The organism is Campylobacter ureolyticus, from assembly GCF_013372225.1.
GTDB lineage: Bacteria > Campylobacterota > Campylobacteria > Campylobacterales > Campylobacteraceae > Campylobacter_B > Campylobacter_B ureolyticus.
Genome location: NZ_CP053832.1, coordinates 1,192,288 through 1,215,591, shown reverse-complemented (window position 1 = coordinate 1,215,591; position 23,304 = coordinate 1,192,288). Strand labels below are relative to the sequence as shown.

At 27.2% G+C, this 23,304-nt stretch carries 25 protein-coding genes and 1 pseudogene; 22 read left to right on the top strand and 4 right to left on the bottom strand.

Features of this window, described 5'->3' with window-relative positions; genetic code table 11:
- Window position 1: 1 nt before the first annotated feature.
- The 5 genes from CURT_RS06220 to CURT_RS06200 all read left to right on the top strand — a co-directional run bounded on the left by CURT_RS06220 (window position 2) and on the right by CURT_RS06200 (window position 4,210).
- Window positions 2–457 carry a phosphoribosyltransferase gene (locus tag CURT_RS06220; RefSeq protein WP_018713667.1) on the top strand — a complete coding sequence of 152 codons (456 nt, stop codon included), beginning with the start codon at window positions 2–4 and terminating at the stop codon, window positions 455–457.
- 35 nt (window positions 458–492) lie between these two features.
- Window positions 493–1,638 (top strand): MFS transporter, encoded by a 1,146-nt coding sequence (locus CURT_RS06215; protein ID WP_018713668.1) that lies wholly within the window; start codon window positions 493–495, stop codon window positions 1,636–1,638.
- The gene (locus CURT_RS06210) at window positions 1,635–2,843 is read left to right on the top strand and encodes a glycosyltransferase family 39 protein (RefSeq protein WP_018713669.1); all 1,209 of its coding nucleotides are present in this window, start codon (window positions 1,635–1,637) and stop codon (window positions 2,841–2,843) included. The genes CURT_RS06215 and CURT_RS06210 overlap by 4 nt, the downstream gene beginning before the upstream one ends.
- Window positions 2,844–2,876: 33 nt before the next feature.
- Window positions 2,877–3,584 (top strand): pilus assembly FimT family protein, encoded by a 708-nt coding sequence (locus CURT_RS06205; protein WP_018713670.1) that lies wholly within the window; start codon window positions 2,877–2,879, stop codon window positions 3,582–3,584.
- A 68-nt stretch (window positions 3,585–3,652) separates the two neighbouring features.
- On the top strand, window positions 3,653–4,210 hold the full coding sequence (locus CURT_RS06200; protein ID WP_018713671.1) for a pilus assembly FimT family protein: 558 nt from the start codon (window positions 3,653–3,655) through the stop codon (window positions 4,208–4,210).
- A gap of 527 nt (window positions 4,211–4,737) precedes the next feature.
- On the opposite strand, the gene rpoD is transcribed toward CURT_RS06200, so the two are convergent.
- The 3 genes from rpoD to CURT_RS06185 form a co-directional block, all read right to left on the bottom strand.
- Entirely contained in the window at window positions 4,738–6,627 is a 1,890-nt protein-coding gene (gene rpoD, locus CURT_RS06195; RefSeq protein WP_018713672.1) for an RNA polymerase sigma factor RpoD, read from the bottom strand.
- A gap of 488 nt (window positions 6,628–7,115) precedes the next feature.
- Window positions 7,116–8,414 (bottom strand): dicarboxylate/amino acid:cation symporter, encoded by a 1,299-nt coding sequence (locus CURT_RS06190; RefSeq protein WP_018713673.1) that lies wholly within the window; start codon window positions 8,412–8,414, stop codon window positions 7,116–7,118.
- A 127-nt stretch (window positions 8,415–8,541) separates the two neighbouring features.
- Window positions 8,542–9,042 (bottom strand): hypothetical protein, encoded by a 501-nt coding sequence (locus CURT_RS06185; RefSeq protein ID WP_018713674.1) that lies wholly within the window; start codon window positions 9,040–9,042, stop codon window positions 8,542–8,544.
- Window positions 9,043–9,250: 208 nt separating this feature from the next.
- On the opposite strand from CURT_RS06185, the gene CURT_RS06180 reads away from it, so the two are divergent.
- The 10 genes from CURT_RS06180 to glyS all read left to right on the top strand — a co-directional run bounded on the left by CURT_RS06180 (window position 9,251) and on the right by glyS (window position 17,319).
- Complete coding sequence (locus CURT_RS06180) at window positions 9,251–9,736, top strand: 3-isopropylmalate dehydratase small subunit (protein ID WP_018713676.1); 486 nt, start codon at window positions 9,251–9,253, stop codon at window positions 9,734–9,736.
- 3 nt (window positions 9,737–9,739) lie between these two features.
- Window positions 9,740–10,816 (top strand): 3-isopropylmalate dehydrogenase, encoded by a 1,077-nt coding sequence (gene leuB / locus CURT_RS06175; RefSeq protein ID WP_018713677.1) that lies wholly within the window; start codon window positions 9,740–9,742, stop codon window positions 10,814–10,816.
- Complete coding sequence (locus CURT_RS06170; protein ID WP_018713678.1) at window positions 10,803–11,030, top strand: hypothetical protein; 228 nt, start codon at window positions 10,803–10,805, stop codon at window positions 11,028–11,030. Before leuB ends, CURT_RS06170 begins: the two co-directional genes overlap by 14 nt.
- Complete coding sequence (locus CURT_RS06165; protein WP_018713679.1) at window positions 11,027–11,419, top strand: CiaD-like domain-containing protein; 393 nt, start codon at window positions 11,027–11,029, stop codon at window positions 11,417–11,419. Before CURT_RS06170 ends, CURT_RS06165 begins: the two co-directional genes overlap by 4 nt.
- The gene (locus CURT_RS06160) at window positions 11,376–12,506 is read left to right on the top strand and encodes a tRNA nucleotidyltransferase/poly(A) polymerase family protein (RefSeq protein WP_018713680.1); all 1,131 of its coding nucleotides are present in this window, start codon (window positions 11,376–11,378) and stop codon (window positions 12,504–12,506) included. The genes CURT_RS06165 and CURT_RS06160 overlap by 44 nt, the downstream gene beginning before the upstream one ends.
- A gap of 69 nt (window positions 12,507–12,575) precedes the next feature.
- A complete protein-coding gene (gene purU / locus CURT_RS06155; protein WP_018713681.1) occupies window positions 12,576–13,415 on the top strand; it encodes a formyltetrahydrofolate deformylase in 840 nt (279 codons plus the stop codon).
- Complete coding sequence (locus CURT_RS06150; protein ID WP_018713682.1) at window positions 13,415–13,882, top strand: tRNA (cytidine(34)-2'-O)-methyltransferase; 468 nt, start codon at window positions 13,415–13,417, stop codon at window positions 13,880–13,882. Before purU ends, CURT_RS06150 begins: the two co-directional genes overlap by 1 nt.
- Window positions 13,879–15,195 (top strand): endonuclease/exonuclease/phosphatase family protein, encoded by a 1,317-nt coding sequence (locus CURT_RS06145; RefSeq protein WP_018713683.1) that lies wholly within the window; start codon window positions 13,879–13,881, stop codon window positions 15,193–15,195. The genes CURT_RS06150 and CURT_RS06145 overlap by 4 nt, the downstream gene beginning before the upstream one ends.
- Complete coding sequence (locus CURT_RS09475; protein ID WP_016647240.1) at window positions 15,192–15,314, top strand: hypothetical protein; 123 nt, start codon at window positions 15,192–15,194, stop codon at window positions 15,312–15,314. Before CURT_RS06145 ends, CURT_RS09475 begins: the two co-directional genes overlap by 4 nt.
- Entirely contained in the window at window positions 15,298–17,319 is a 2,022-nt protein-coding gene (gene glyS, locus CURT_RS06140; RefSeq protein WP_018713684.1) for a glycine--tRNA ligase subunit beta, read from the top strand. Before CURT_RS09475 ends, glyS begins: the two co-directional genes overlap by 17 nt.
- Window positions 17,320–17,414: 95 nt before the next feature.
- Here the strand turns inward: glyS and CURT_RS06135 are convergent, their stop codons facing one another.
- Window positions 17,415–18,122 (bottom strand): lipid-binding SYLF domain-containing protein, encoded by a 708-nt coding sequence (locus CURT_RS06135; protein ID WP_018713685.1) that lies wholly within the window; start codon window positions 18,120–18,122, stop codon window positions 17,415–17,417.
- A gap of 108 nt (window positions 18,123–18,230) precedes the next feature.
- On the opposite strand from CURT_RS06135, the pseudogene pgp3 reads away from it, so the two are divergent.
- The 7 genes and pseudogenes from pgp3 (at window position 18,231) to CURT_RS06100 (ending at window position 23,299) form a co-directional block, all read left to right on the top strand.
- Window positions 18,231–19,045 (top strand): annotated as a pseudogene (gene pgp3 / locus CURT_RS09650) (peptidoglycan metallopeptidase Pgp3).
- Window positions 19,046–19,118: 73 nt separating this feature from the next.
- On the top strand, window positions 19,119–19,667 hold the full coding sequence (locus CURT_RS06125) for a hypothetical protein (protein ID WP_018713688.1): 549 nt from the start codon (window positions 19,119–19,121) through the stop codon (window positions 19,665–19,667).
- Window positions 19,668–19,670: 3 nt separating this feature from the next.
- Window positions 19,671–20,330, top strand: a complete 660-nt coding sequence (locus CURT_RS06120) for a response regulator transcription factor (protein WP_018713689.1) — start codon at window positions 19,671–19,673, stop codon at window positions 20,328–20,330.
- Between the two features lie 61 nt (window positions 20,331–20,391).
- Window positions 20,392–21,159, top strand: a complete 768-nt coding sequence (locus CURT_RS06115) for a sensor histidine kinase (protein WP_169478840.1) — start codon at window positions 20,392–20,394, stop codon at window positions 21,157–21,159.
- Between the two features lies 1 nt (window position 21,160).
- The gene (locus CURT_RS09615) at window positions 21,161–21,457 is read left to right on the top strand and encodes a sensor histidine kinase (protein WP_081617956.1); all 297 of its coding nucleotides are present in this window, start codon (window positions 21,161–21,163) and stop codon (window positions 21,455–21,457) included.
- A 64-nt stretch (window positions 21,458–21,521) separates the two neighbouring features.
- On the top strand, window positions 21,522–22,142 hold the full coding sequence (locus tag CURT_RS06105) for a trimeric intracellular cation channel family protein (protein ID WP_018713692.1): 621 nt from the start codon (window positions 21,522–21,524) through the stop codon (window positions 22,140–22,142).
- Window positions 22,139–23,299: an aspartate aminotransferase family protein gene (locus tag CURT_RS06100; protein WP_018713693.1), complete on the top strand. Its 1,161-nt coding sequence runs from the start codon at window positions 22,139–22,141 to the stop codon at window positions 23,297–23,299. The genes CURT_RS06105 and CURT_RS06100 overlap by 4 nt, the downstream gene beginning before the upstream one ends.
- The last annotated feature ends 5 nt before the right edge of the window (window positions 23,300–23,304 follow it).

Here is a 23,304-nt window from a genome sequence, read left to right as displayed (position 1 = left end):
TATGGTTTATTACAGTTATGAAGAATTTGATAAAGATATAAGAGATTTAGCAAAAAAAATTGATCAAAATTTTAAGCCAGATGCTTTTGTTGCAATTGCAAGAGGGGGGTTAACAGCTGGACATTTTTTAGCAACAATTTTCAAAAGCAGAAATTTATTTGCACTAAATTCAGTTCATTATGATAACACAAAAAAGCTTGATGAGGTTGAAATTTTTAACGTGCCTGATTTAAGTAGTTATAAAAGAGTAGTTTTAGTTGATGATATGATAGATAGCGGTGAAAGTATGGTTGAAATTCATAAGGTTTTAAGCAAAAAATACCCAAAGATTGAGTTTAAAATAGCTACTTTATTTTTTAAGGAAAGAGCTTTGATAAAGCCTGATTTCACAGTAAAAGAAGCCAATGAATGGATAGAGTTTTTTTGGGAAAATGACACCTTTGAATCAAAAATTTGAATTTTAAAATTTGGAGTTAAATTTAAGGATTTTAAGTGAGTAAATTTGAGCTTTTTGTGATGTATTTGTGTGCTATATTAACACTTTGTGTCATGTATGCCACCCAACCATTGCAGCCATTATTTGAAGAGATTTTAAATATCTCTAAATTTCAAGCCTCTCTTTTTACTACTTCTATTTTAACTCCTCTTGCTTTTGCAAGTATTTTTTACGGATATATTTTAGAAAAATTCGCTATTAAAAAGATACTTATTTTTGCTTTTTTAATATTTGGTATTTTAGAAATTGCTTTTGCAATTTCATCAAGTTATTTAGCTCTTTTGATGATTAGAGGACTCCAAGGACTTATAGCTCCAGCTGCTTTGACTGGGATAATGAGTTATATTTCCATAAACTCGCCAAAAAGTTCTGTTGGTAAAAATATAGGTATTTATATAGGAATAACTATTTTAGGTGGATTTTTGGGTAGATTTTTATCTGGATTATTTAACGATATTTTTGGAAATTGGAGAGTTTTTTTTATTGTAATTGGAATATTGCTTTTAATTGCATCGTTTTTAGTTACAAAAATTAGCGGTACTAAAGGCTCAAATTTAATTAAACCAAAAATAAGTGATATAAAAAATATGTTTTTAATAAAAGAAAATGCATTTATTTGTTTATATATATATTTTATATTTTTCTCTTTTCAAGGTGTACTTAATTTTTTACCATTTGAGCTTGTTAAAATTGATGGAAGTTATAGCGGTTCAAAAACAGGAATTATGTATGCAGGCTGGCTTATAGGACTTATAATATCATTTAATATTTCTAAAATTAATAAATTTTTAAATGGCAGTAAAAACAGCATGATTTGTGGTGTGGTGATATTTATTTTAGGAACATTTTTACTTCATACACATAATTTTTATATTATGTTTTTTGCTATGCTCGTTGTATGTTTTGGTAACTTTTTATCGCACACTTGTGGCTCTGGATATATAAATTTAATAAATCTAAATCATAAAGGAATTGCAAATGGACTTTATGTAAGTTTTTATTACCTTGGTGGATCTATTGGTAGCTTTTTACCAGGGTTTATCTACACAAATTCCGGTTGGAGTGGATTTTTATTTTTTATGAGTTTTATGCTTTTTATATCTTTTATTTTTTCGATACTGCTTAAAAAGAGTTTAAATTGAGAAATTTTAATCAAATTTATAAGAGTGAAAATTTTTTATTTGCCTTTATTTTTATAATAAATGCTATTTTATTGCTATATGCGATTTCAAATTTAAGTATAAGTTATTATGAGGCAAAGATTTTTTATAATGACACAAATTTAGTAAATTTTATAATAAATTTATCTTGTAAAATTTTTGGACAAAATGACTATGCTTTGAGACTACCTTTTTTAGTGATTAGTTTAGCAAATTCCATATTGCTTTATAAGTTATCAAAAAAGTTTTTAAAAAGAAAGATTGATAGGCTGTTTTGTGTAGTTTCATATATGTTTTTGCCAGGAGTTATGGCGAGTGCAATTTTAGTAAATATGGCAGGTATTTCTATATTTTTCACGCTTTTATTTTTGTATTTATTTGAACTTAAAAAGATAAATTTAGCCATTTTTATTTTAATTATTTCAGTCTTTATAGATAAATCTTTCAATATATTGTATTTAGGGGTATTTTTCTATGGACTTTATATAAAAGAGAAAAAACTTTTTATACCTTCTTTTTTACTTTTTATTTTAACTTTTATTTTTTATGATTTTAATATAAGCGGAAAGCCAAAAAGCTATTTTTTAGATACTATTGGTGTTTATGCAGCTGTTTTTTCACCGCTTTTATTTTTATTTTTTATTTACTGTGTTTATAGGATTTGGGTAAAAGAGGAGAAAAATATCCTTTGGTTTATAGTTATAACCTCTTTTTGTGCAAGTCTTATACTATCTCTTAGGCAAAAGGTTGAGCTAGAGGAGTTTTTGCCATATTGTGTTATAGGAATGCCATTAATTATTAGAGTTTTTTTTAATTCTTATAGAGTTAGGCTTCCAAAATTTAGAAAAAAATATAATATTTTGGCTTTCTTTTTAGGTTTTAGTTTGGCTTTGTCATCTTTGTTTCTTGTCTTTAATCAGCTTCAATACTTTTTGTTTTTTAAAAATAATCCACAAAAACATTTTATTTATAAATACGACATAGCAAAAGAGCTTGCAAAAGAGTTAGAAAAACTAGATTTAACTAAAATTGTAGTTTTTGATGATGAACTTGCTTTAAGGCTTAAATTTTATGGCATAGAAAGAGGTTCAAGTCTTATCTTATCTAGCGAGGCAATTACAAATCCAAAGCATATTATAAAGATAAAGAACATGGGAGTCCTAAAAGCAGAGTTTTATATTTTTTGATACAATGTATAAAATTACTTTATAGGATTATATATGTTTTATAAAAAAGCTTTTACTATGATTGAGCTTATCATGATAATAGTGGTTGTGGGGATTTTATCTATTGCCATTATACCCAGAATAGACAGAGATACTTTACTTGAAGCAACAAATCAAATAGTATCACACATAAGATACACACAACACCTTGCAATGATGGATAATAAGTACAATCCAAAAGATCCTAACTGGTATAAAAAAAGGTGGATGATAGAATTTAGTGCAAATGCTTACTCTATTAATAAAAATGGCTGCCAAGGAAACTGCTTAACTTATCAAATTTATAGCGATACAACAGTAAGTGGAAATTTAAACTCATCAAACGAAGTGGCAAAAGATCCGAATAATCCAAATAGATATTTAAGTGCTGGTTGGAGTGGTATGTCAAATTCTGATAAGGCAAAGAGAAATCCAAATTTAAATATAGAGAAAAAATACGGTATAAAAGAAATTAATTTCTCTCAAAGCTGCGGGGGAGGGACTAAAAATAATAATAAGAATAAATCAATTTCATTTGATGAAACAGGAAGACCAATGCAAAAAGTTGCTACGACTGGTAATTATGATAAAATAACTTATGAAGAATCCGTGCAAAGATATTTAAACGATAATTGCACTATAACTTTAATAGATGACACAGATAAAAAAGCTATTATTACAATATATGCAGAAACTGGATATGTGACATATAATATAGAATAGATTTTTTATCTAAGTTTTTATAAAAATATGCTATAATTTTAAATATTTATACAAAAAGGTTGGTTTTTATGAAGTGTTATAAAAAAGCTTTTACAATGATTGAACTTATTATGATAATAGTTGTTGTTGGTATTTTGGCTGTTGCTGTCATACCTAGAGTAGATAGAGATACCTTAGTTGAAGCAACTAATCAAGTAGCTTCACATGTAAGATACACACAACATCTTGCAATGCTAGATAATAAATATAATCCTAGAGATTCTAACTGGTATCGAAACAGATGGAAAATAACTTTTAATAATAATAGTTATTCTATAACTTCAGGAAATACAAATGCTAAAAATCCACAAGCACCAGGCAAGGACTTAAATCCAACAGGCTCACCTGAGCTAAATCTTGAAAGAAAATATGGCATAACAAGCATAATTTCTACATGTGGAAATAATGGACAAACTGAGATAATATTTGATGAGATAGGAAGACCTTATTCTAATTTTTTAGGCGTGGTTGGTGAAAGAGGGCTTTTACAAAATGATTGCAATATAACAATAAGCGATGGTGGAAATAAAAATGGCATTATCACCATATCAAAAGAAACAGGTTATATAGCCCATTCAATACAGTAAAAAATAAGATGGAATTTTAAATATCATCTTATCGATGATTTTTATGTAGTGCTGTAAATTTAGAATGTTTTAAAATAAATTTTTATTTATGGAGCTACTCGAAAATATAATTATTTTAACTCCATCTTATAAGAATATTTTTTTAAATATATAGAGTTATTTTATTAATTTTATTCAAAAAAAATTATTAATAAAATCTAGGATTTTTAAAGCTATCTATAAATTATATTAATTGATTATTGTTCGTTAAAATTTTTAATATTTTTTCATATATTGGATAGAGTAGTGCATTTATTTTGCTTGTTAATAATACTGCTAAATTTGGGTCTTTTTTAAAAAAAATTTTCGGTGCATTAAAATTTTTTATTTATATAATAAAATGTTAATTAAAAAGTAAAAATAAATTATCTTGACATTTTTTATAGAAAATTTAAATATTTTTATAAAAAAATCATCATTAGTAAAGATATGGCTCTTTAAAATGTTTGTTTTTATTTTAAAAGAGCCATTTATATTTTTAGATATATTTAATTTTTCAAAAAGTTCATTTCTATATAATTCTTAAGGTCTCTTCCAATTTTTGGATGTTTTAGTTTTTTTATCGCTGAGCTTTCTATTTGGCGAACTCTTTCTCTTGTTATGTTAAGTGCTTTTCCAATTTCTTCTAATGTTCTATCGCTTTCATCATCCAATAACCCAAAACGCATTCTAATAACAGTTCTTTCTCTTTCATTTAGTTGCTCTAAAACCGCGTCAATTTGCTCTTTTAAATCATCATTTAACACGTTATCTATAGGTGAAGGTGAGCTTTTATCTTCTACAAAATCACCAAATTTTCCATCATCTTCATTTCCAATTGGTGCTTCAAGGCTTATTGGTTCTTTTGTTATTTTAATAACTTGCTTTACTTTATCTACACTCATGCCAATTTCTTCAGCAATTACATTAATATCTGCTTCTTTTCCTTCTTCTTGGATATATTTTCTATTTATTTTATTTATTCTATTGATTGTCTCTATCATATGTATAGGAATTCTTATAGTTCTTGCTTGATCAGCAATTGCTCTTGAAATAGCCTGTCTTATCCACCAAGTCGCATATGTTGAAAATTTATAACCCTTTTTATACTCAAATTTATCAACTGCTTTCATCAATCCAATATTTCCCTCTTGTATGAGATCTAAAAATGGAAGTCCGCGGTTAGTATATCGCTTAGCTATACTTACAACAAGTCTTAAATTTGATCTTGCCATTTTACCTTTTGCTCGATCTGAAATATTTTTACCTCTTTTAATTTGTTCCAAAATAACTTCTAGTCTTTTTGGATCCATATCAAAACTATCTTTACTTGCCTCTTTTGTTTGGAAAAGTTTTTTGATATCGACATATGTAGAAACCATAGTTGCCTCAGGAACTCTTTCAGTTATTTCATCTTTACTTAATTTTGTGATATCTTTTAAAATTTTAGCATGATTTTCCTTAAGCTCTGGGCTAAAAAGAGGAAGTCTATATTCAAGTCTTTTGAGTTCTTTTTCAAAATGATCGTCGCTTTTTAAAGCAGTTTCCATCTGTTTAACTATCTCATTGATAAGCTTGCTTGTAGGGCCTAGATCCATAAGTTTTTCTTTTAAAATTTTCTTTTTAAAAGTAAGGCTAAGTTTTGCGTAAAGCATATCTTCACCTTCTTTTATAATATCCTCATTTTTTTCTGCATATTTAAGCCAGTCTTTTTTAGCTTTTTCTAGTGCTTTAAAGCTTTCTGTGACTCTTATAGCTCTTTTATCGTTTCTTTTTTCTCTATTTGAGTTTTTATCTTCTTCGCTTTCTTCAAAATCCTCATCTTCTATATCATCTTCTTCGTTATTATCTTCATCAAAGTTTTTAAATAGCTCTTTTACTCTTCTTTCGCGATTTATTAAAGGAACTTTATAATCAAGTATAAAGTCTATTAAATATGGAACCGAACAAAAAGCATCTATTATAATATCTTCACCAAGCTCTATTTGCTTGCTTATTTCAATTTCTTCTTCTTTTGTTAGAAGTGAAATTTGCCCCATTTCTCTTAAATACATTCTTACAGGATTTTCACTTCTTCCCCATTCTAAAAGTTCTGTTTCATTTGTTATATCAAATTCTTCATCTAAATTTTCTTCTATATATTTTTTAGCTTTTAATGCCTTTTTTTTGGCATCTTCAATATTTTTTATTTCTGCAACTTCGGCTGAGGTTTTTAAGGTAACTTTATGTTTGTTAGCTAAAGACTCTATTTTTTTAGTATTTGCTTGGGTTGGACTTTTATCAAAAAGCTTAATAAGTTTTTCGTATGTTACATATCCTTTTTCATTTTCTTTAAAAAGCTCTTCAACTTCTTCTAATGATTGTTTTGTGGTAAGTGGTTTTTTTGCATTTGATGGCATAGTGGGAAACTCCTTTGTAGTTTGTAGCAATAAAGGAATTAATTATACCGAAATTTTATTAAAAATAACTTAAATAAAATATATTTTTAAGGAAAATTATGCTAAAATTACAAATTTATAAAATTTTGGTGAAAAAATTGAAAAACAAAGATATTTTTAAGCTTTTTTGAAATATTGTTTTAAATTTTTACTATTTTTAAAGTTTAGCTGATATTTATGTAAAATTTTAGAATTTATTTATTTGTAGAATAAGTAGTTTTTACTTTTTATTTAAAATTACTGTTTAGATAAATTAGTTAAATTTTTATCTACTATTTTTTTAAATAAAAAAATTTTTAGCAATTTAAATTTTATAAAATTAAATTTGAGATTAAAAACCTTACAAAGAAAGCTTCAAAAATATTAAAATACAATAAATTTATTTTTATGAGTTTTATGGAATTAAAAAGTAATTTTAAGAGGCGTTTTTACCTCTTAAAATTTAAAATTTAGATATGTTCCCATTTACTTTCATCAAGTTCGCCTTCGGTTTTAGCAACCCAAATAGAAGCTACAACATCTCCAACGACATTCATAGAAGTTCTTCCCATATCTAAAATTGCATCTATTCCCAAAATCATACCATAGGCAATTGCGACATTTCCTTCAACTTTTAGACCAATTGATTCAAGTATTAAAAGAAGCATTATAGCTCCTGCTCCAGGAATTCCTGCTGTTCCAATAGCTGCTAATATAGAGGTGATAACAATAGTTATATAATGCCCCATAGTTAGATCAATCCCACAAGCATTTGCTATAAAAAGAGAGCAAACTCCAAGATAAACGGTAGTTCCATTCATATTTACAGTTGCTCCAACAGGTAAAACAAAGCTATAAACTCCTTTTGGAACACCCATTTTATGCTCGGCTGTATCCATAGAAATAGGCAAAGTTGCGTTTGAGCTTCTTGTAACGAAAGCTGTAAGCATAGGATCTTTTACTTTTTTTATAAAATCAACCGGATTTAGTTTCATAATGAGGCAAATTCCACAATAAACTAAAATTACTTGAAGTGCAAGTCCTACATAAAGTGCTATTGTAACATTTGCAAGCGATGAGAAAGCTCCAGCTCCACTTTTATTAAACACAGCAAACATTAAGGCAAAAACACCAATTGGAGCATACTCCATAATCCATCTAACCATTTTAAACATTATTTCACTAATACCATCAAAAAAGTTAAAAACTGTATTTGCTGAGTTTTTTATCCTCTCATCATTGCTTTCTTTACAAAAGGCTAAGCCAACACCAAAGAATATACAAAAACAAATTATTGCCAAGACATCTGTATTTGCCATAGAGCTAATTGGATTTGTAGGAACTATGCTTAAAAATATTTCGCTAATGCTTGGTGCATTTGCAGTTTTAGAAACAGCAACTGATGCATCGCTTAGATCAAGCCCGCTTCCAGGACGAAAAACAAAAGCACAGGCTAAACCTATGACAATAGCAAAAAGAGTTGTTGCAAAGTAAAAAAATACTGCTTTTCCACCAACTCTTCCAAGTTTTGATGGCTCAATCGAACTTGTTCCCATGATAAGAGAAGCTACAATAATTGGCACGATTATCATCTTTAAAAGTCTTATAAAAAGATCTCCAAATGGTGCTATTACGCTAAGTAAAGTTGTATTTCCAAATAAAATCACTCCTTTTGGAACTATCATTCCGATAATAGAGCCAATTACTAAAGCTCCTAGTATTCTATATGCTAAGTTTGCTTTAAAATACCAGCCAAAAACTTTTTTCATTACTCACTCCTTTAAAATGAATTCATCGTTTCATTTTATCAAGTTTTGTTTTTAAAGCAGCTATAAAAATGATTTTTACCAGTTTTTGCTCATTAAAATGGAAAATTTGTTACAAATAAGCTTAACTTTATTTTAAAGTAAAAATTTCAACTGCTAATTCATTAGGTTTTTTTGAATTTTTAATGGCAAATTCTTTTAAATTTATCTGTAAATTTAAACAATCAAAGCTGTTTTTAGAACAAAATTTAGAAAAACTATCTTTGTTTATATCAAAATAAGAAAGTGTATCATTAACGCTTTTATTAAGAGAAGTTTGCAATACATCGTTTAAAATTTTTCCTTTTTTCATATTTTTTGGCTGCGGATAAAACAGATAAAAAACTACACAGATTGCAATAAAAACAATACCAAAAACAACTCCTTTTTCTTTTGTAAAATGGCTTTTAAATGGTTTTAAATTTGCTATTGAATGTAAAAAAATACCTAAAATAAGTATTAATCCAACATATTCGTGTATTAAAGTTAAGTTTTTTGTTTTAAAATCAATGAACATTAAAATTCCACTTAATCCAACTATTAAAAAACTCCATAAAGCAATCGGTGTTGCAAATTTTTGCTTTATTTTCATCTTAAATCTCCTTATAATTATTAAAAATTTGCGAAAGTTTAAGAAAAAATTGTTAATTTTTTGTGAAATTTTTAAAATACATATAATAATTTATAAAATAATTTCATCAATTTTTTTTGTTTATTTTTTTGAATTTAATGATTTTAAAGCCTTAGTTTATATTTTTTTGGTAAAATCATAGCTTACGATTTTATTTTGAAGGAAAAAAATGGCAAAAGTTTGGAAATTTGGAGATAATATCGATACTGACATAATTATTGCTGCAAGATATTTAAACACATCAGATCCAAAAATTTTAGCAACACATATAATGGAAGATAAAGATAAAGATTTTTCTAAAAATGTTAAAAACGGAGATATTATCGTTGCTGGAGAAAACTTTGGCTGTGGAAGTAGTAGAGAGCATGCTCCAATAGCTTTAAAAGCAGCTGGAATAGGCGCTGTAATAGCCAAATCTTTTGCGAGAATTTTTTATAGAAATAGTTTTAATACAGGACTTTTGATACTTGAATGCAAAGATAGTGATAAAATAGATGAAAATGATGAGATTAAAATAGATATAAATAGTGGTGTGATTACAAATTTGACTAAAAACGAAAAGTATAAATTTGAACCAATTCCTGAATTTATGCAAGAACTTTTAAAATCAGGTGGATTAATAAATTATGCAAAAGAAAACATTTTAAGGAAATAAAAAGTGAAAAGATATAATATTTGTGTTATAAAAGGCGATGGAATCGGGCCTGAAATAGTTGATGAGGCTATAAAGGTTTTAGATACAGTTTCGAGCAAATTTGAATTTGAGTTAAACTATGAGCATGTTTTATTAGGTGGTGAGGCAATAGATGTCTTAGGAAGTCCAATCCCAGTTGAGACTCTTGAAACAGCTCTAAACTCTGATGCGGTCTTGCTTGGTGCTATAGGAGGACCTAAATGGGACAACTTAGAAGGAGAACTTCGTCCTGAAAGTGGGCTTTTAAAACTTAGAAAAGATCTTGGTGCATTTGCAAATCTTCGTCCTGCTATTGTGTTTGATGAACTAGTTGAAGCATCAACTATAAAGCCTGATATTTTAAAAGGCGTTGATGTGCTTGTAGTTAGAGAATTAACCGGTGGGCTTTATTTTGGACAGCCAAGAAAAAAAGAAGAAAATAGCGCTTATAATACTATGATTTACTCAAAAGAAGAGATTGAAAGAATAACACAAATAGCATTTGAAGCAGCTTTAAAAAGAAATAAAAAAGTAACTTTAGTAGATAAAGCAAATGTGCTTGAAACTAGCCAACTTTGGCGTGAAGTTGTGGCAAATGTCGCTAAAAAATATGCTGATGTTAGGCTTGATTATATGTATGTTGATAATGCTGCTATGCAAATGGTTAAAGACCCAAAACAATTTGATGTGCTTTTAACTGAGAATTTATTTGGCGATATTTTAAGCGATGAAGCAAGTATGATTTGTGGGTCAATCGGTCTTTTACCAAGTGCAAGCATTGGGGGAAAAGTTGGTATTTTTGAGCCAATTCATGGTTCAGCACCAGATATCGCAAAACAAGGTATTGCAAATCCAATTGCTACAATTTTAAGTGCGGCAATGATGTTAAAATATGCCTTTGAAGAAAACCAAGCTGCAAAAGCCATAGAAGATGCGGTTAAAAAAGTTTTAAGAGATGGCTATAGGACAAAAGATATCGCAAACTACGGCGCTAAGGAAGTTTGCACAACAGGCGATATGGGCTCAATCATAAGTAATTATATAAATGATGATGAAAGATAATCTTACAAAAGCCCTGATTTATGAATCACAAGGGCTTCTTAACGATGCTGGTAAAATTTACAAAGATATCTTAGATATTTACCCAGATGATGAAAAAGCAAAACTTGGTCTTATTAGAGTTAAGAAAAACTTAGAAAATCCAATGCTTGCTCTTTTTTTAAGCACAGATGAAAAAGATATCAATAAATTTAAAAGGTGGCTTGTAGATATATGAAGATAGAAGAAATTACTAAAAAAATAATAGAAGAATTAAAAAATTCAAATCAACTAAACTTTGATGAAAATTCCGATGAGCTTGAGTTTAAAGAAGATAACAATAGTAAAAATATTATAGACAATGCCGAAGAAAAACAATATGATTACTTGCAAAAACTAGAAGAAAATAGTGAAAATTTAAAAGAGCATGAAGAAATAAATTCAGTAAATATTTTAAGCCAAGAAGAATTTTTACTAAAAATAAAAGAGCGAATTTTAGTATTATTTGATGGGCTTAATAGCTTTGATAAAGGAGATATTGAGGCAAGAGTTGAGTTGAGCTTGAAATTTATGGAGTTTTTACTTGCAAATATCGATAAACGAATTAGCGATATCCAAAAACAGTGATTTTATAAAAATTAAAGAATTACTTTCAAAACACACTAAAAGAGCATATTTTGTAGGTGGTTTTGTAAGAGATTATTTTTTAGGCATTAATTCTTTTGACATTGATATAGAAATTTATGATATAAATGAGCAAGACTTTGAAATTTTAATGAATAAGCTTGGTGCAAGCGGTGTTGGAAAAAGCTTTTTTGTTTATAAGTATAAAAATTTTGATTTATCACTGCCAAGAATTGAAAATAAGGTAAGCTACGGACATTGTGGCTTTGAAGTTAAAATTTGCAATAATGAAAAAATAGCTGCAAAAAGGCGTGATTTTACTATTAATTCTATTATGATAAATATCTTTAATGGCGAGATATTAGATTTTTATGATGGAGCTAATGATTTAAAAAACAAAATTTTAAAAGTTGTTGATAAAAATACCTTTTGTGAAGATAGTTTGAGAGTGTTAAGAGCTGTTCAGTTTGCTGCTAGATTTGATTTAAAGGTTGAAAATAAAAGCTTAAATTTAATGAAAGCAATCAGCTTGAATGATCTTAGTAGTGACAGAATTCAAAATGAGCTTATTAAGCTTTTTAAGGCGGAACATCAAAGCGTTGGACTAGAGCTTATTTATGAGCTTAATATTTTTGAGTTTTTATTTTTGTCTAAAATTTCAAAAAATGATCTTGAAATTTTGTCTAAAAAGCTAGAAAATGGCTCAAAATTTATTAAAAATGAGATGTATTTTCTCTATAATCTTTTAAATTTTTTAAACCTAAACAAAGAAAAAGTTCTAAAAAGATTAAACTTAAGTACTAAATTTAAAAAAATTTTAAATGAACCATATGTAAAAAATCCAAACTTAAAAGATTTGCTTATGATATCGCTTAAGATGCCTTTGAAAAATTGGCTAGGACTTGATAGTTTAGACCTAATACAAAAAGCTAAAAAATTAGATATTTACGATAATGTTTTTAAAACAAAAATAAGAGCACAAGATATAATAAATGCTGGTTTTAAAAATGAAGAAATAGGTGAAAAACTTAGAAAAAATCAAGAAGATGAAGTAGATATTTTTTTAATTAACTTAACTAAAATGGCTTAATTTTAGAGTTTCAAAGCATAAATTTATCCAAATTTATGTAAAATAATACCTTTATTTATAAGGAATTATATGAAAAAGTATATTTTAAAAATTTACAGTGAAGATGAAAAAGGATTAATTTATAGAATTTCAGATGTTATTTTTAAATTTGGTTTAAATATAGCTAAAAACCACGAATTTGTAGATCATGAAGTTAATAAGTTTTTTTATAGGGCTGAAATTCACACTGATGAAGATATTGATAAGTGTGCTTTAACTGGGCTTTTAAGTGCGATGCTTGGCTCAAAAGCTCACATAGAGCTAATAGAAGCAAAGAAAAAAAATATTGTTATTATGGCTACGAAAGAAACCCATTGTCTTGGTGATTTATTAATAAAAAATTACAGCAAAGAAATTAATGCAAATATCTTATCTGTTATTGCAAACTATGATGATTTAAGAGATTTGGTTGAAAAATTTGGTATAAAATTTCACTGTGTTGAGGCCGGAGATTTAGACCGATTAGAGCATGAAAAAAAGATATTAGAGGTACTAAAAGAGTATGATATTGACTATATAGTTTTAGCAAAATATATGAGAATTTTATCACCAAATTTTGTAAATGCATACAAAAAGAAAATCATAAACATTCACCACTCATTTTTACCTGCATTTATAGGTGCAAATCCTTATAAACAGGCATTTGAAAGAGGAGTTAAAATAGTTGGAGCAACAGCTCATTTTGTAAATAATGATCTTGATGAAGGGCCAATTATTACTCAAGATATAATTAGAGTAAATCATGAAATGAATTGGAAAGAGATGAGAGTTGCTGGTAGAAATGTAGAAAAAAATGTTCTTGCAAGCGCGTTAGAGCTTGTATTTGATGATAGAGTTTTTGTTTATAATAATAAAACAGTGATTTTTTAATGTTTAATATTGTTTTAGTCAATCCTCAAATACCGCAAAATACAGGCGCAATTGGAAGACTTTGTATAAATGCTAATTTAAATTTACATATTATAAAACCAACAGTTTTTAGTCTTGAAGAAAAAGCTGTAAGAAGAGCTGGGTTGGACTATTGGAAGAAGCTTGATCCAATTATTTGGGATAGTTTAGATGAGTTTTTAAAATTTTATGAGGATAAATTTAATAAATTTTATTTTGCTACTACAAAAGCCAAAAAAAAATATTTTGACGTTAAATTTGAAGATGGGGATTTTATACTTTTTGGAGCTGAAAGTACAGGTCTTCCGATGTGGCTTATGGAAAGAAATTGGCAAAATGCAATAACAATTCCAATGGGAAAAAATGGAAGAAGTTTAAATTTAGCAATGAGTGTTGGAATAATTGCTTACGAGGCAATTAGACAAAATTTTAGCGAGATTAACTTATGAAGTTATTTTTGACTTTAATTTTTAGTTTTTATTTTTTGGTTGCTGGTGAGCTTAAAATCGCTACTTTTAATGTTGAAAATTTATTTGATGCAACTATTCAAGGAACTGAATATAATGATTTTAGAACAAATTGGAATAATGCTAAATTCAGAGCAAAACTTAAAAATATTTCAAACATTATAAAGGATTTAAATGCTGATATTATAGCTCTTCAAGAGATTGAAAATAAAGGTGTTTTAAACGAACTTGCTAAAGAATCTGGCTATAAGTATATTTTATTTTCAAAAGATTTAAAAGCCCCAGTTGGAGTCGGAATAATGTCAAAAATTCCTTTTTATAGTACAGCTATAAAAAAAATAACAGAAGTTAAAACAAGGGATATTTTAAAGGCTGATTTTTTATTTGAAGGTCAGAAATTTAGTGTTTTTACAACTCACTTGTTAACATTTAAAAATGGTGATTATAAGAGAAAGATAAATGCAAAAGCCTTGGAGAATTTCACTAAAAATACTAAAAATGCTATTGTTTTAGGAGATTTTAATACCGAATTTAAACCAAATTCATTGGTTGCAGAAATATCTAAAAATAATGATTTAGTAAATTTATGGAGCACATTTTTTTCTAAAAAGAGCTCGCATATTAGTGGGCGAGCGATTGATCATATTTTACTTAGTAAAAGTTTTTTTAAAGATTCAAATTTAATTTATAAAAAAAATAGCTTTAATGTTTTTAATAATTCAAAATATTTTAATAGAAATTTAAATGTTTCAGACCATTATCCTTTGTTTTTTACTATCGTTGCAAACTCTAAATACAAAACTCCAAATTTTATAAGTGATGTAAAAAAAATTGATGATTTTTATGAAAAAGATGATGTTTTATTTCCTTTGACGCTAAAAAACTTAGCTGTTGTTTATAAAGATAAATTTGGCTTTAGTTTGGCTGATGAAAATAAAAGAGGTGTTTATTTTTTTAGTAGAAACAATATTATAGAGCTATCTGATTTAGTAGAAGTTAAAATTTACAGTACCAATTATCATAATGGTAATTTTCAGGTTGATAAATTTGAGATAAAAAAATTAGGAAAAGTTAGAAATTTGACTGATTTTATGCTTGATAATCCAATAATTTCAAGACATGGGGATGTTTTAAAAAGCATAAACGGTGATGTTTTCAATGGCTATATAAACACAAAATTTGGCAAATTTAAAATTCATAGTTTTAATAAAAAAATAAATAATGGTAAAAATCAGACCTTTGAGAATGTTTTTGTAACAAATTTTAAAGGCAGTAAGGAGCTTATTGTAAAATGATAAATTTTATTATAACTACATTATTTATACTTTTTGTGGTATATTTAATAGTTGGTATGAATAAACAAATTTTAGATAAAAATAATAAAGATAGGAAAAAAGATGAGATTATTGATTGAAATTGGAGTTGAAGAACTCCCAGCAATTCCTTTTTTAAAGGAGTATAAAAACATTTTACCAAAATGGCAAAAAGTATTAGAAAAATTTGAAATAAAAGCTGATTTTAGTTTTGATTTTACTCCTAGAAGAATGGTTTTAGATAGTAGTAATTTTCCAAATAAGCAAGATGATAAAGTTGTAGAACAAATTGGTGCTCCAAAAAGAATAGCTATAAAAGACGGCATTTGGAGTAAGGCCGCAGTTAGTTTTGCTAAAAAATGTGGTATAGATGAAGATAAACTTGGATTTAAAAAAATAGGCAATGATGAGTTTTTATACTATGAGTATACTCAAAAAGGAAAAGATGTAAAAGAAATTTTATCTGATATGATAAATGACTTTTTAAAAGAGCTTCATTTTGGAAAAGAGATGAGATGGGGTAATGGAGAATTTGAGTTCATAAGACCTATTAGATCATTAGCAGTTTGCCTGGATAATGAAAATGTTGAAATGCAAATTTATGGTGTGAGATCAAAACTTGCTTTTTATCCACATAGAAGCTTTGGTTATGATTTAGTTGAGTTTAAATCAGCTGATGAATATTACGAAAAACTTGCAAAAAATGGCATTATTTTAAATTCCAAAAAAAGAGAAGAAAAAATACTAAATGAGTTTAAAAATTTAGAAAAAAATAATTCATTTGAGATAGAAAAAGATAAAGATTTATTAAATGAAGTAATAGCCATAACCGAACACCCAACTGCTTTAAAAGGGGAGTTTGATAAGGAATTTTTAAATGTTCCAGATGAAGTTATAATAACATCAATGAAAGAAAATCAAAGATATTTCCCAGTTTTTAATAATGGCAAACTAACTAACAATTTTGTGTTTGTAAGTAATGCAGTTTGTGATGATGACTCTCTTATTGTTAATGGAAATGAAAGAGTTTTAAAAGCAAGATTAAGTGATGCGATGTTTTTTTGGCAAAGCGATCTCAAAAACGGTCTAAATCCAGATAGCTTAAAAAATGTTTTATATATAAAAGAACTAGGATCGATTTATGATAAGGAGTTAAGAGAGATAAAAATTGCTCTAAATTTGGCAAAACTTTATAAAAACGAGCTTGAAAAAGAGGTCGGAAAAGAGTATGAAAAACTTTTAGAAAGAGCAATTATTTTAAGCAAGGCTGATCTTACAACTTTGATGGTTGATGAGTTTGGCGAGCTTCAAGGAATTATGGGAAGTTATTATGCAAAAACAATGGGAGAAAATGAAAATATTGTAAAAGCCATAAAAGAGCAATATTTACCTGATGGTGAAAAAAGTGAGTTGCCAAGCTCTATTTTTAGTAGTATTGTTGCACTTAGCTTTAAGCTTGATTCATTAATGGGGCTTTTTTCAGTGGGAAAAATTCCAAGTGGAACAAAAGACCCATATGCTTTAAGAAGGGCTGCAAATGGTATAATAAAGATAGTTCTAAATAAAAATTTAAATTTTAATTTAAATAAAATTTTAGAAGAAATTTCTCCAAACTACACTAAATTTGACCTTCAAATTTTACAAGATTTTATTTTTGATAGATTAAATACTGTTTATGATGCAAATATTTCAATCATAAATGCTTGTTTAAAAAGTGGTGAAAGCGATATAAAAAATTTAAATAATTCAATTTTAGCTCTTGATGAAATAAGTAAAAAAGAAAGCTTTAAAGAAAATTTTTCTACTTTTAAAAGACTTGCAAATATCATAAAAGATGAAAAAATTAAAAAAGTTGATGATAGCTTGATTTCACAAAACGCCGAAAGGGAATTAAACAATGCATTTAACTCTTTAAAACTTGATTTAAAAGATAGCGAAAGTTACTTAAATGAACTTTTTGGATTAAAAGAAAAAATAGATAAGTTTTTTGATGAAATTATGATAAATGTTGATGATGAAAGTTTAAAAGCAAATCGAATTGCAATAATAGGCCAAATTTATAATTCATTTTTAAAAGTAGCTGACATAAAAGAGATAAGTTTTTAAAATATATTTTGCCAAGCAGTTTAAAACATGCTTGGCTCTTTGTCTAAAGTGTTTTGTAAAAATTAAGTAAGAAATTAATCCTACCTTTTTAAGTTTTATTTAACGATAAATTTATCAATATCGCATCTAAATTTTTCTCTATCATTTGCTAAATATACATTAAGAGCATGTTTAAGCATCTTTGTATATTTTGAATCTCTTGGAGAGCCATTTAAAATATCTTGGTAGTCATAGATTCTTTCATAATAATCATTTGTAGCTTGATCATCTATAATAATTCTTCCAAAATCTAAACTTGCTCCAAAATAAACACCACTTGTTTTACCGGTTTTTACTATATAAGCTGAAACTTCAGGTAAATCAGTAGTTCTTCCTGCCATACTTCCCTCTCCGATAGTTCCACCTGCATTTAAGCCAAGTAAGTCTTGTCCTTTAAAAATATCTCTAAAAGATTTGCTTGTTTGGAAAAGTAGTATCATATCAGCTGATTCTATTCCTACTTGTGGACCTGCTCCAAAACTTGAGTATGTTATCATGATTGGTGGTGTCCAGTTTCCATTTAAATCTCTCATAGAAAATACACCTTTTCCTCTTTGAGTTGAAGCAATAGCACCTGTTCTAGTTACATCAGGGATAATTGCAACAGCTTTGACGTTTTCTAGATATTTTTCAGAAACTGTGTTGTTGTTATCACAACCAAAAGATTTTACAACATTTGCAGCAGCATAAACTTGCTCGTTTTGAAAAACATCTGCACTAAGGCTTAAGCAAAATGCAAAAGCAAAAACTAATAATTTTTTCATATCCTACATCCTTTTGAAATAAAGTTTTATGTTATTATAACAATAAAATTTTATTTTGTCTTTAAATAGATGAGAATTTAACATAAATTTAATAAAAATGGAGCAAAAATGAGGAAAATCATCATTTTACTAGCTATTTTGCTAAGTTTAAATGCAAACGAGATTATAAATGGAGAGACTGAAATTCTAAAAGTTAATAGAGAGTTTGCAGGAGAACTTTTTATAAATGATAAAAAAGCATTTGGCTTGATAATCCTGTTAAAAAAGGTGAAAAAATAGCTTTTGTTAGTTCAAATTATAGAAATAAAAATGATATTATTGTTAGGCATATATTTAATAACGACGAACAAATTATAAAATTTAAACTTATTGAGGGTGGTTATAAAAAAGAAAATATAACTGTTTCAAGCAGCAAAGCAAATCCAAATAAAGAAAATTTAAAACGCATTAAAAAAGAAAGCAAAGAGGCTTATTCTATTTATAGAACAAAAACAGATAAACTTTTATTTAATTCCAAATTCGAACTTCCTATGAATTCAGTTATTACATCAAATTTTGGCAATGCAAGGGTTTTTAATGGAAATTTAAAAAGTTATCACTCAGGGACTGATTTTAGAGCTAGCGTTGGAACTCCTATAAAGGCTGCTAATGACGGGGTTGTAATGATAGCAAAAGAGAGATTTTATGCTGGAAATTCAGTTGTGATTAATCACGGTGGCGGAATTTACTCACAATATTATCATTTAAGTAAAATTAATGTAGAGGTTGGAAATTTAGTTAAAAAAGGTGAAGTTATCGGACTTAGTGGCGCAACAGGAAGAGTAAGTGGGCCTCATCTTCATTTTGGAATAATGGTAAATGCAAATAGCGTTGAGCCTTTAAAATTCATAGAGGCTATAAATTATGCACTATTTGATGAGTAGAGTAAGTTTAAATTAACATTTACTTCACAAAATTTATATAAAATAATTCAAATTAAAAATTAAGGAGAAAAAAATGAAAAAGTTAATTTTAACATTATTTATTACATTAGGATTTTGCTTTGCAAACAGCGTCGATGAAATTAAAGTTGGAGATGTAGATTCATTATCAAAAGCAGGGTTTGAAATAAAGAAAAAAGCAAGTGTTGATGGGCTTGATATGAGCAAAGAATGCTTAAGTTTTCATAATAAAATGAAAGAAAATTTAAAAGGAAAGTCAAAAGAAGAAGCAAGAGTTTTTAAAAATGAAATTTATATAAAAACTTATGATGAATTAGCCAAGTTAAGCAAAGATGATAGAGCTAAATTTGATATGAAAATTTGCTCAAAATATCTAAAAAATGACTTTCATGCTAAAAGAAACTCTTGTGCGCATAGCCAAAACATAGCGGGAAATTTTGAAGGTTGTCAAAATAATTTAAAAGGTTGCAATAAAGGTTTTGAGTGCCCAAAAACAGGCAAAAAATGTCAAAAAATGGATCAAAACTACAGCTGCAAAAAACATAATGACTGCACAAAAGACTTTGATAACTGCCCTAAAAAGCAAAGAAAATGTGGGTGCTAAAAATTGTCTAAAATATTAGTTTTAGAAGATGAAAGTATGCTAAATGAGATGATTTGCGAATACTTAAACGCAAATCATCACGAAACAACTTCAGTAAAAAGTTATGAAAAAGCTTTAAATTTAGCTTATGAAAATGACTTTGATCTTTGGATTTTTGATGTTAAGGTAATTGGTGGAAATGGATTTGAGCTACTAGAAGAGCTTAGAAATGCAAACAAGCTAACGCCTTGTATATTTACAACTTCATTAAATGATATAAAAGATTTAAATAAAGGCTTTTTAAGTGGCTGTGATGATTATTTAAAAAAGCCATTTGAACTAGCAGAACTTCTTCTTAGAGTAAATAACTTAATAAAGCGAAATTATGCACACAAAACTAATCAAATAGAAGATCTTGGAGATAATCTTAGTTTTGATATTTATAAAAAAACACTTTATAAAAATGGCAAAGCTGTTAATTTATCAAATAAAGAAAGTCGCCTTTTAGCTCTTTTTTTACAAAACAAAAACTGTGTTTTAACTAGAGAAGAAATTTATAGTTCAATTTGGGATTATGATGAAATTCCAAGCGAATTAAGTCTAAGAGTTTATATAAGAAATCTTCGTAAATACTTAGGGAAAAAAATAGTCTCAAGACCAAAAGTAGGGTATATTTATGCGTAAATTTATATTTCCTATTTTTTTGCTTTATTTTGTTAGTAGTTTTTTGTGTTTGATTTTTTTCATGAAAACTTTATACGATTCAAATTTAAAATTAATTATTCAAAAAAACAGTTTTGAGCTTTCAAGTATTTTAAAAGAGTTAAATTTTTTAGTAAAGACACAAAATAGTATTTTAAACTATGATTTTACTCAAAATGGAGATATTTTATTTTTTATAAAAGATTTAAATTCTGGAGAAATTTTAAAAAAAGACTTTGTTTTAAATGATAAAAAAGACTTAAAACAAATTAGTAAGCATATTTTTATATCAAATAAAGAGTTTTATTTATCAGATAATATACATGCTAAAAAAAGAGTTTTAAACTATAATGTAATTTTAAAAGATAAAACCTATAAAAAAGAAATAAATCTTCTTTTTATTAAAATTTCAATTATTTTTATATTTTCTTTTATATTTTTATCTTTTGTTGGATATTTTATAATTCGCCTTTCACTTAGACCTTTATTTGATAAAATTTCATCTTTAAATTCTTTTATAGAAAATGCAACTCATGATATAAATACACCATTAAGTGTGATTTTGATGAGTATTGAAATGTTTGACAAAAATCCAAAAAAATATCTTTTAAATATAAAAAAAGCCTCCAATAATTTATCTAGCTTAAACGATAAGCTAATAAATCTAACCTTAAAAAATTTACCAAACAATTTAGAATTTATAAATTTAAAGGACTTTTTAAAAGAAAAGATAAGTTATTTTAGCCCTATGATGAGTGAAAAAAATTTAAGTTTTGATTCAAATTTAAATAACGTGGCTTTAAAAAACTGATATAAAAAAACTTGATGTAATTTTTGATAATTTAATCTCAAATGCTATAAAATATAGCGATGAAAATAGTAAAATTTCTCTTTTTTTAGATAAAAATAAATTTGAAATTTTAAATTTTGGAGAAAAAATAGAAGCTAAAAATTTAAATGATATTTTTAAAAAATATGCAAGATTTAGCAAAGCTCAAGCTGGTTTTGGAATAGGACTAAGCTTGGTTAAAAAATACAGCGATGAGCTTAATTATAAAATTTCATGCAAAGCAGATGACAATAAAACTAAATTTATACTTGAATTTTAAAATTTAAACTAAGTTTTATAAGCTTAGTGTAAAATATCTTTTAAATTTTAAAACTAGGAAAACATTGACCGCTTTACTTCTAACTGAATATATTGGCATTGCATCAGCTGCGCTTAGTGGTTATTTATATGGAGTTAAAAAAGAGTGTGATTTACTTGGCATTTTTATGGCTGCGTTTTTAACTGCTTTAAGTGGTGGAATTTTAAGAGATGTTTTAGTTGGTAGAGATGTTTATTCTTTTACTCACTATATGCCTATAAGTATTGTTTTGGCGGTGATTTTATTTGCCATGGCTTTTAAAATTCATACAAAAAGAGAAAGTCTTGATAAAAGCACACTTTTTGTTATGAGCGATGCTATAGATATAGTTAGCTTTTCAATTGTCGGTTCAATGGTTGCGTTAGAGTATGGATACAATATATTTGGAGTTTTGTTAATAGCTCTTGCAAATGGCGTTGGCGGAGGAATTTTTAGAGATATGTTGTATAATGAAGTTCCATGGTTTATGAAAACAGGGTTTTATGGAACAGTTTGCATCGTAACGGGGCTAATTTATTATTTTATGGATTTAGTTGGATTAAACAATATGTTTTTTATAATGATACTTTTTGCTTTTGGTGTGGTTTTTAGGATGATTGCACATAAGAAAAATTGGAGATTACCAAAAATTGAGGAGGAAAAATGAGCTATTTAATGAGTAATTATAAAAAAGAAGATATAGTTTTTATAGAAGGTAAAAATTCTGTTTTAATAGATAAAAATGGTAAAGATTATATTGATTTTGCAGCTGGAATTGGAGTTTGTTCTTTAGGTCATGCAAATGATAAAATTTTAAAAACTATAAATAAGCAAAGTAAAAAAATACTTCATACTTCAAATTTATATAAAAATGAAACGCAAGAAAAACTTGCTAAAAAAATATCAAAATTACTAGGTTATAAAACATACGCGTTTTTTTGCAACTCAGGAGCTGAGGCAAATGAGTGTGCAATAAAACTTGCTAGAAAATACGGCACCAAAAATTTTAAAGAAAAAAAGTATGAAATTTTATCTTTAAAAAACTCATTTCACGGCCGAACAATTGCAACTTTAAAGCTAACTGGACAAGATAAATTTCATTCTGAAAATTTTGCACCATATCCTGATGGGTTTAAGTTTTTTGACTCAATTGATGAGATTATAGAAAACATTAGTGAAAAAACTGTGGCTGTTATTATAGAGCTTGTCCAAGGTGAGGGTGGTGTAAGAGCTCTTGATAAAGATAGTGTTGCAAAGCTAAGTGAAGTTTTAAAACAAAGAAATTTACTTTTAATAACAGATGAGGTTCAGTGCGGTGTATATAGAACTAGTGAGTTTGTAGCCTCTAAAGAGTATGGTATCAAACCAGATATCATAACCTTTGCCAAAGGACTTGGTGGTGGTGTTCCAATAGGAGCTTGCGTAAGCAAAGAAGATATTTTTACATTTGGAGATCATGGAAGTACTTTTGGTGGAAATAATTTAGTAACAAATGTCGCACTTACAACGCTTGATGAACTTGTAAAACTTAAAAAAAGTGGCGATCTTGATAAGAATATTAAAAATTTTAAAAAACATTTAGATGACATAATTGAAGACTATCCATTAATATTTGAAAAAAGAACTGGGCTTGGTCTTATGCAAGGACTTGTTTTAAAAGATAGTAAAAATTTAGATATTATTTATAAAAAATGCCTTGAAAATGGACTTTTGATACTAAAATCAGGCACAAATATACTTAGGTTTTTACCACCTTTAAATATAGATAAAGATGAAATCAAAGAGGGCTTTAAAAGATTTAAAACATCTTTAAAATGCTTATAGGCTAG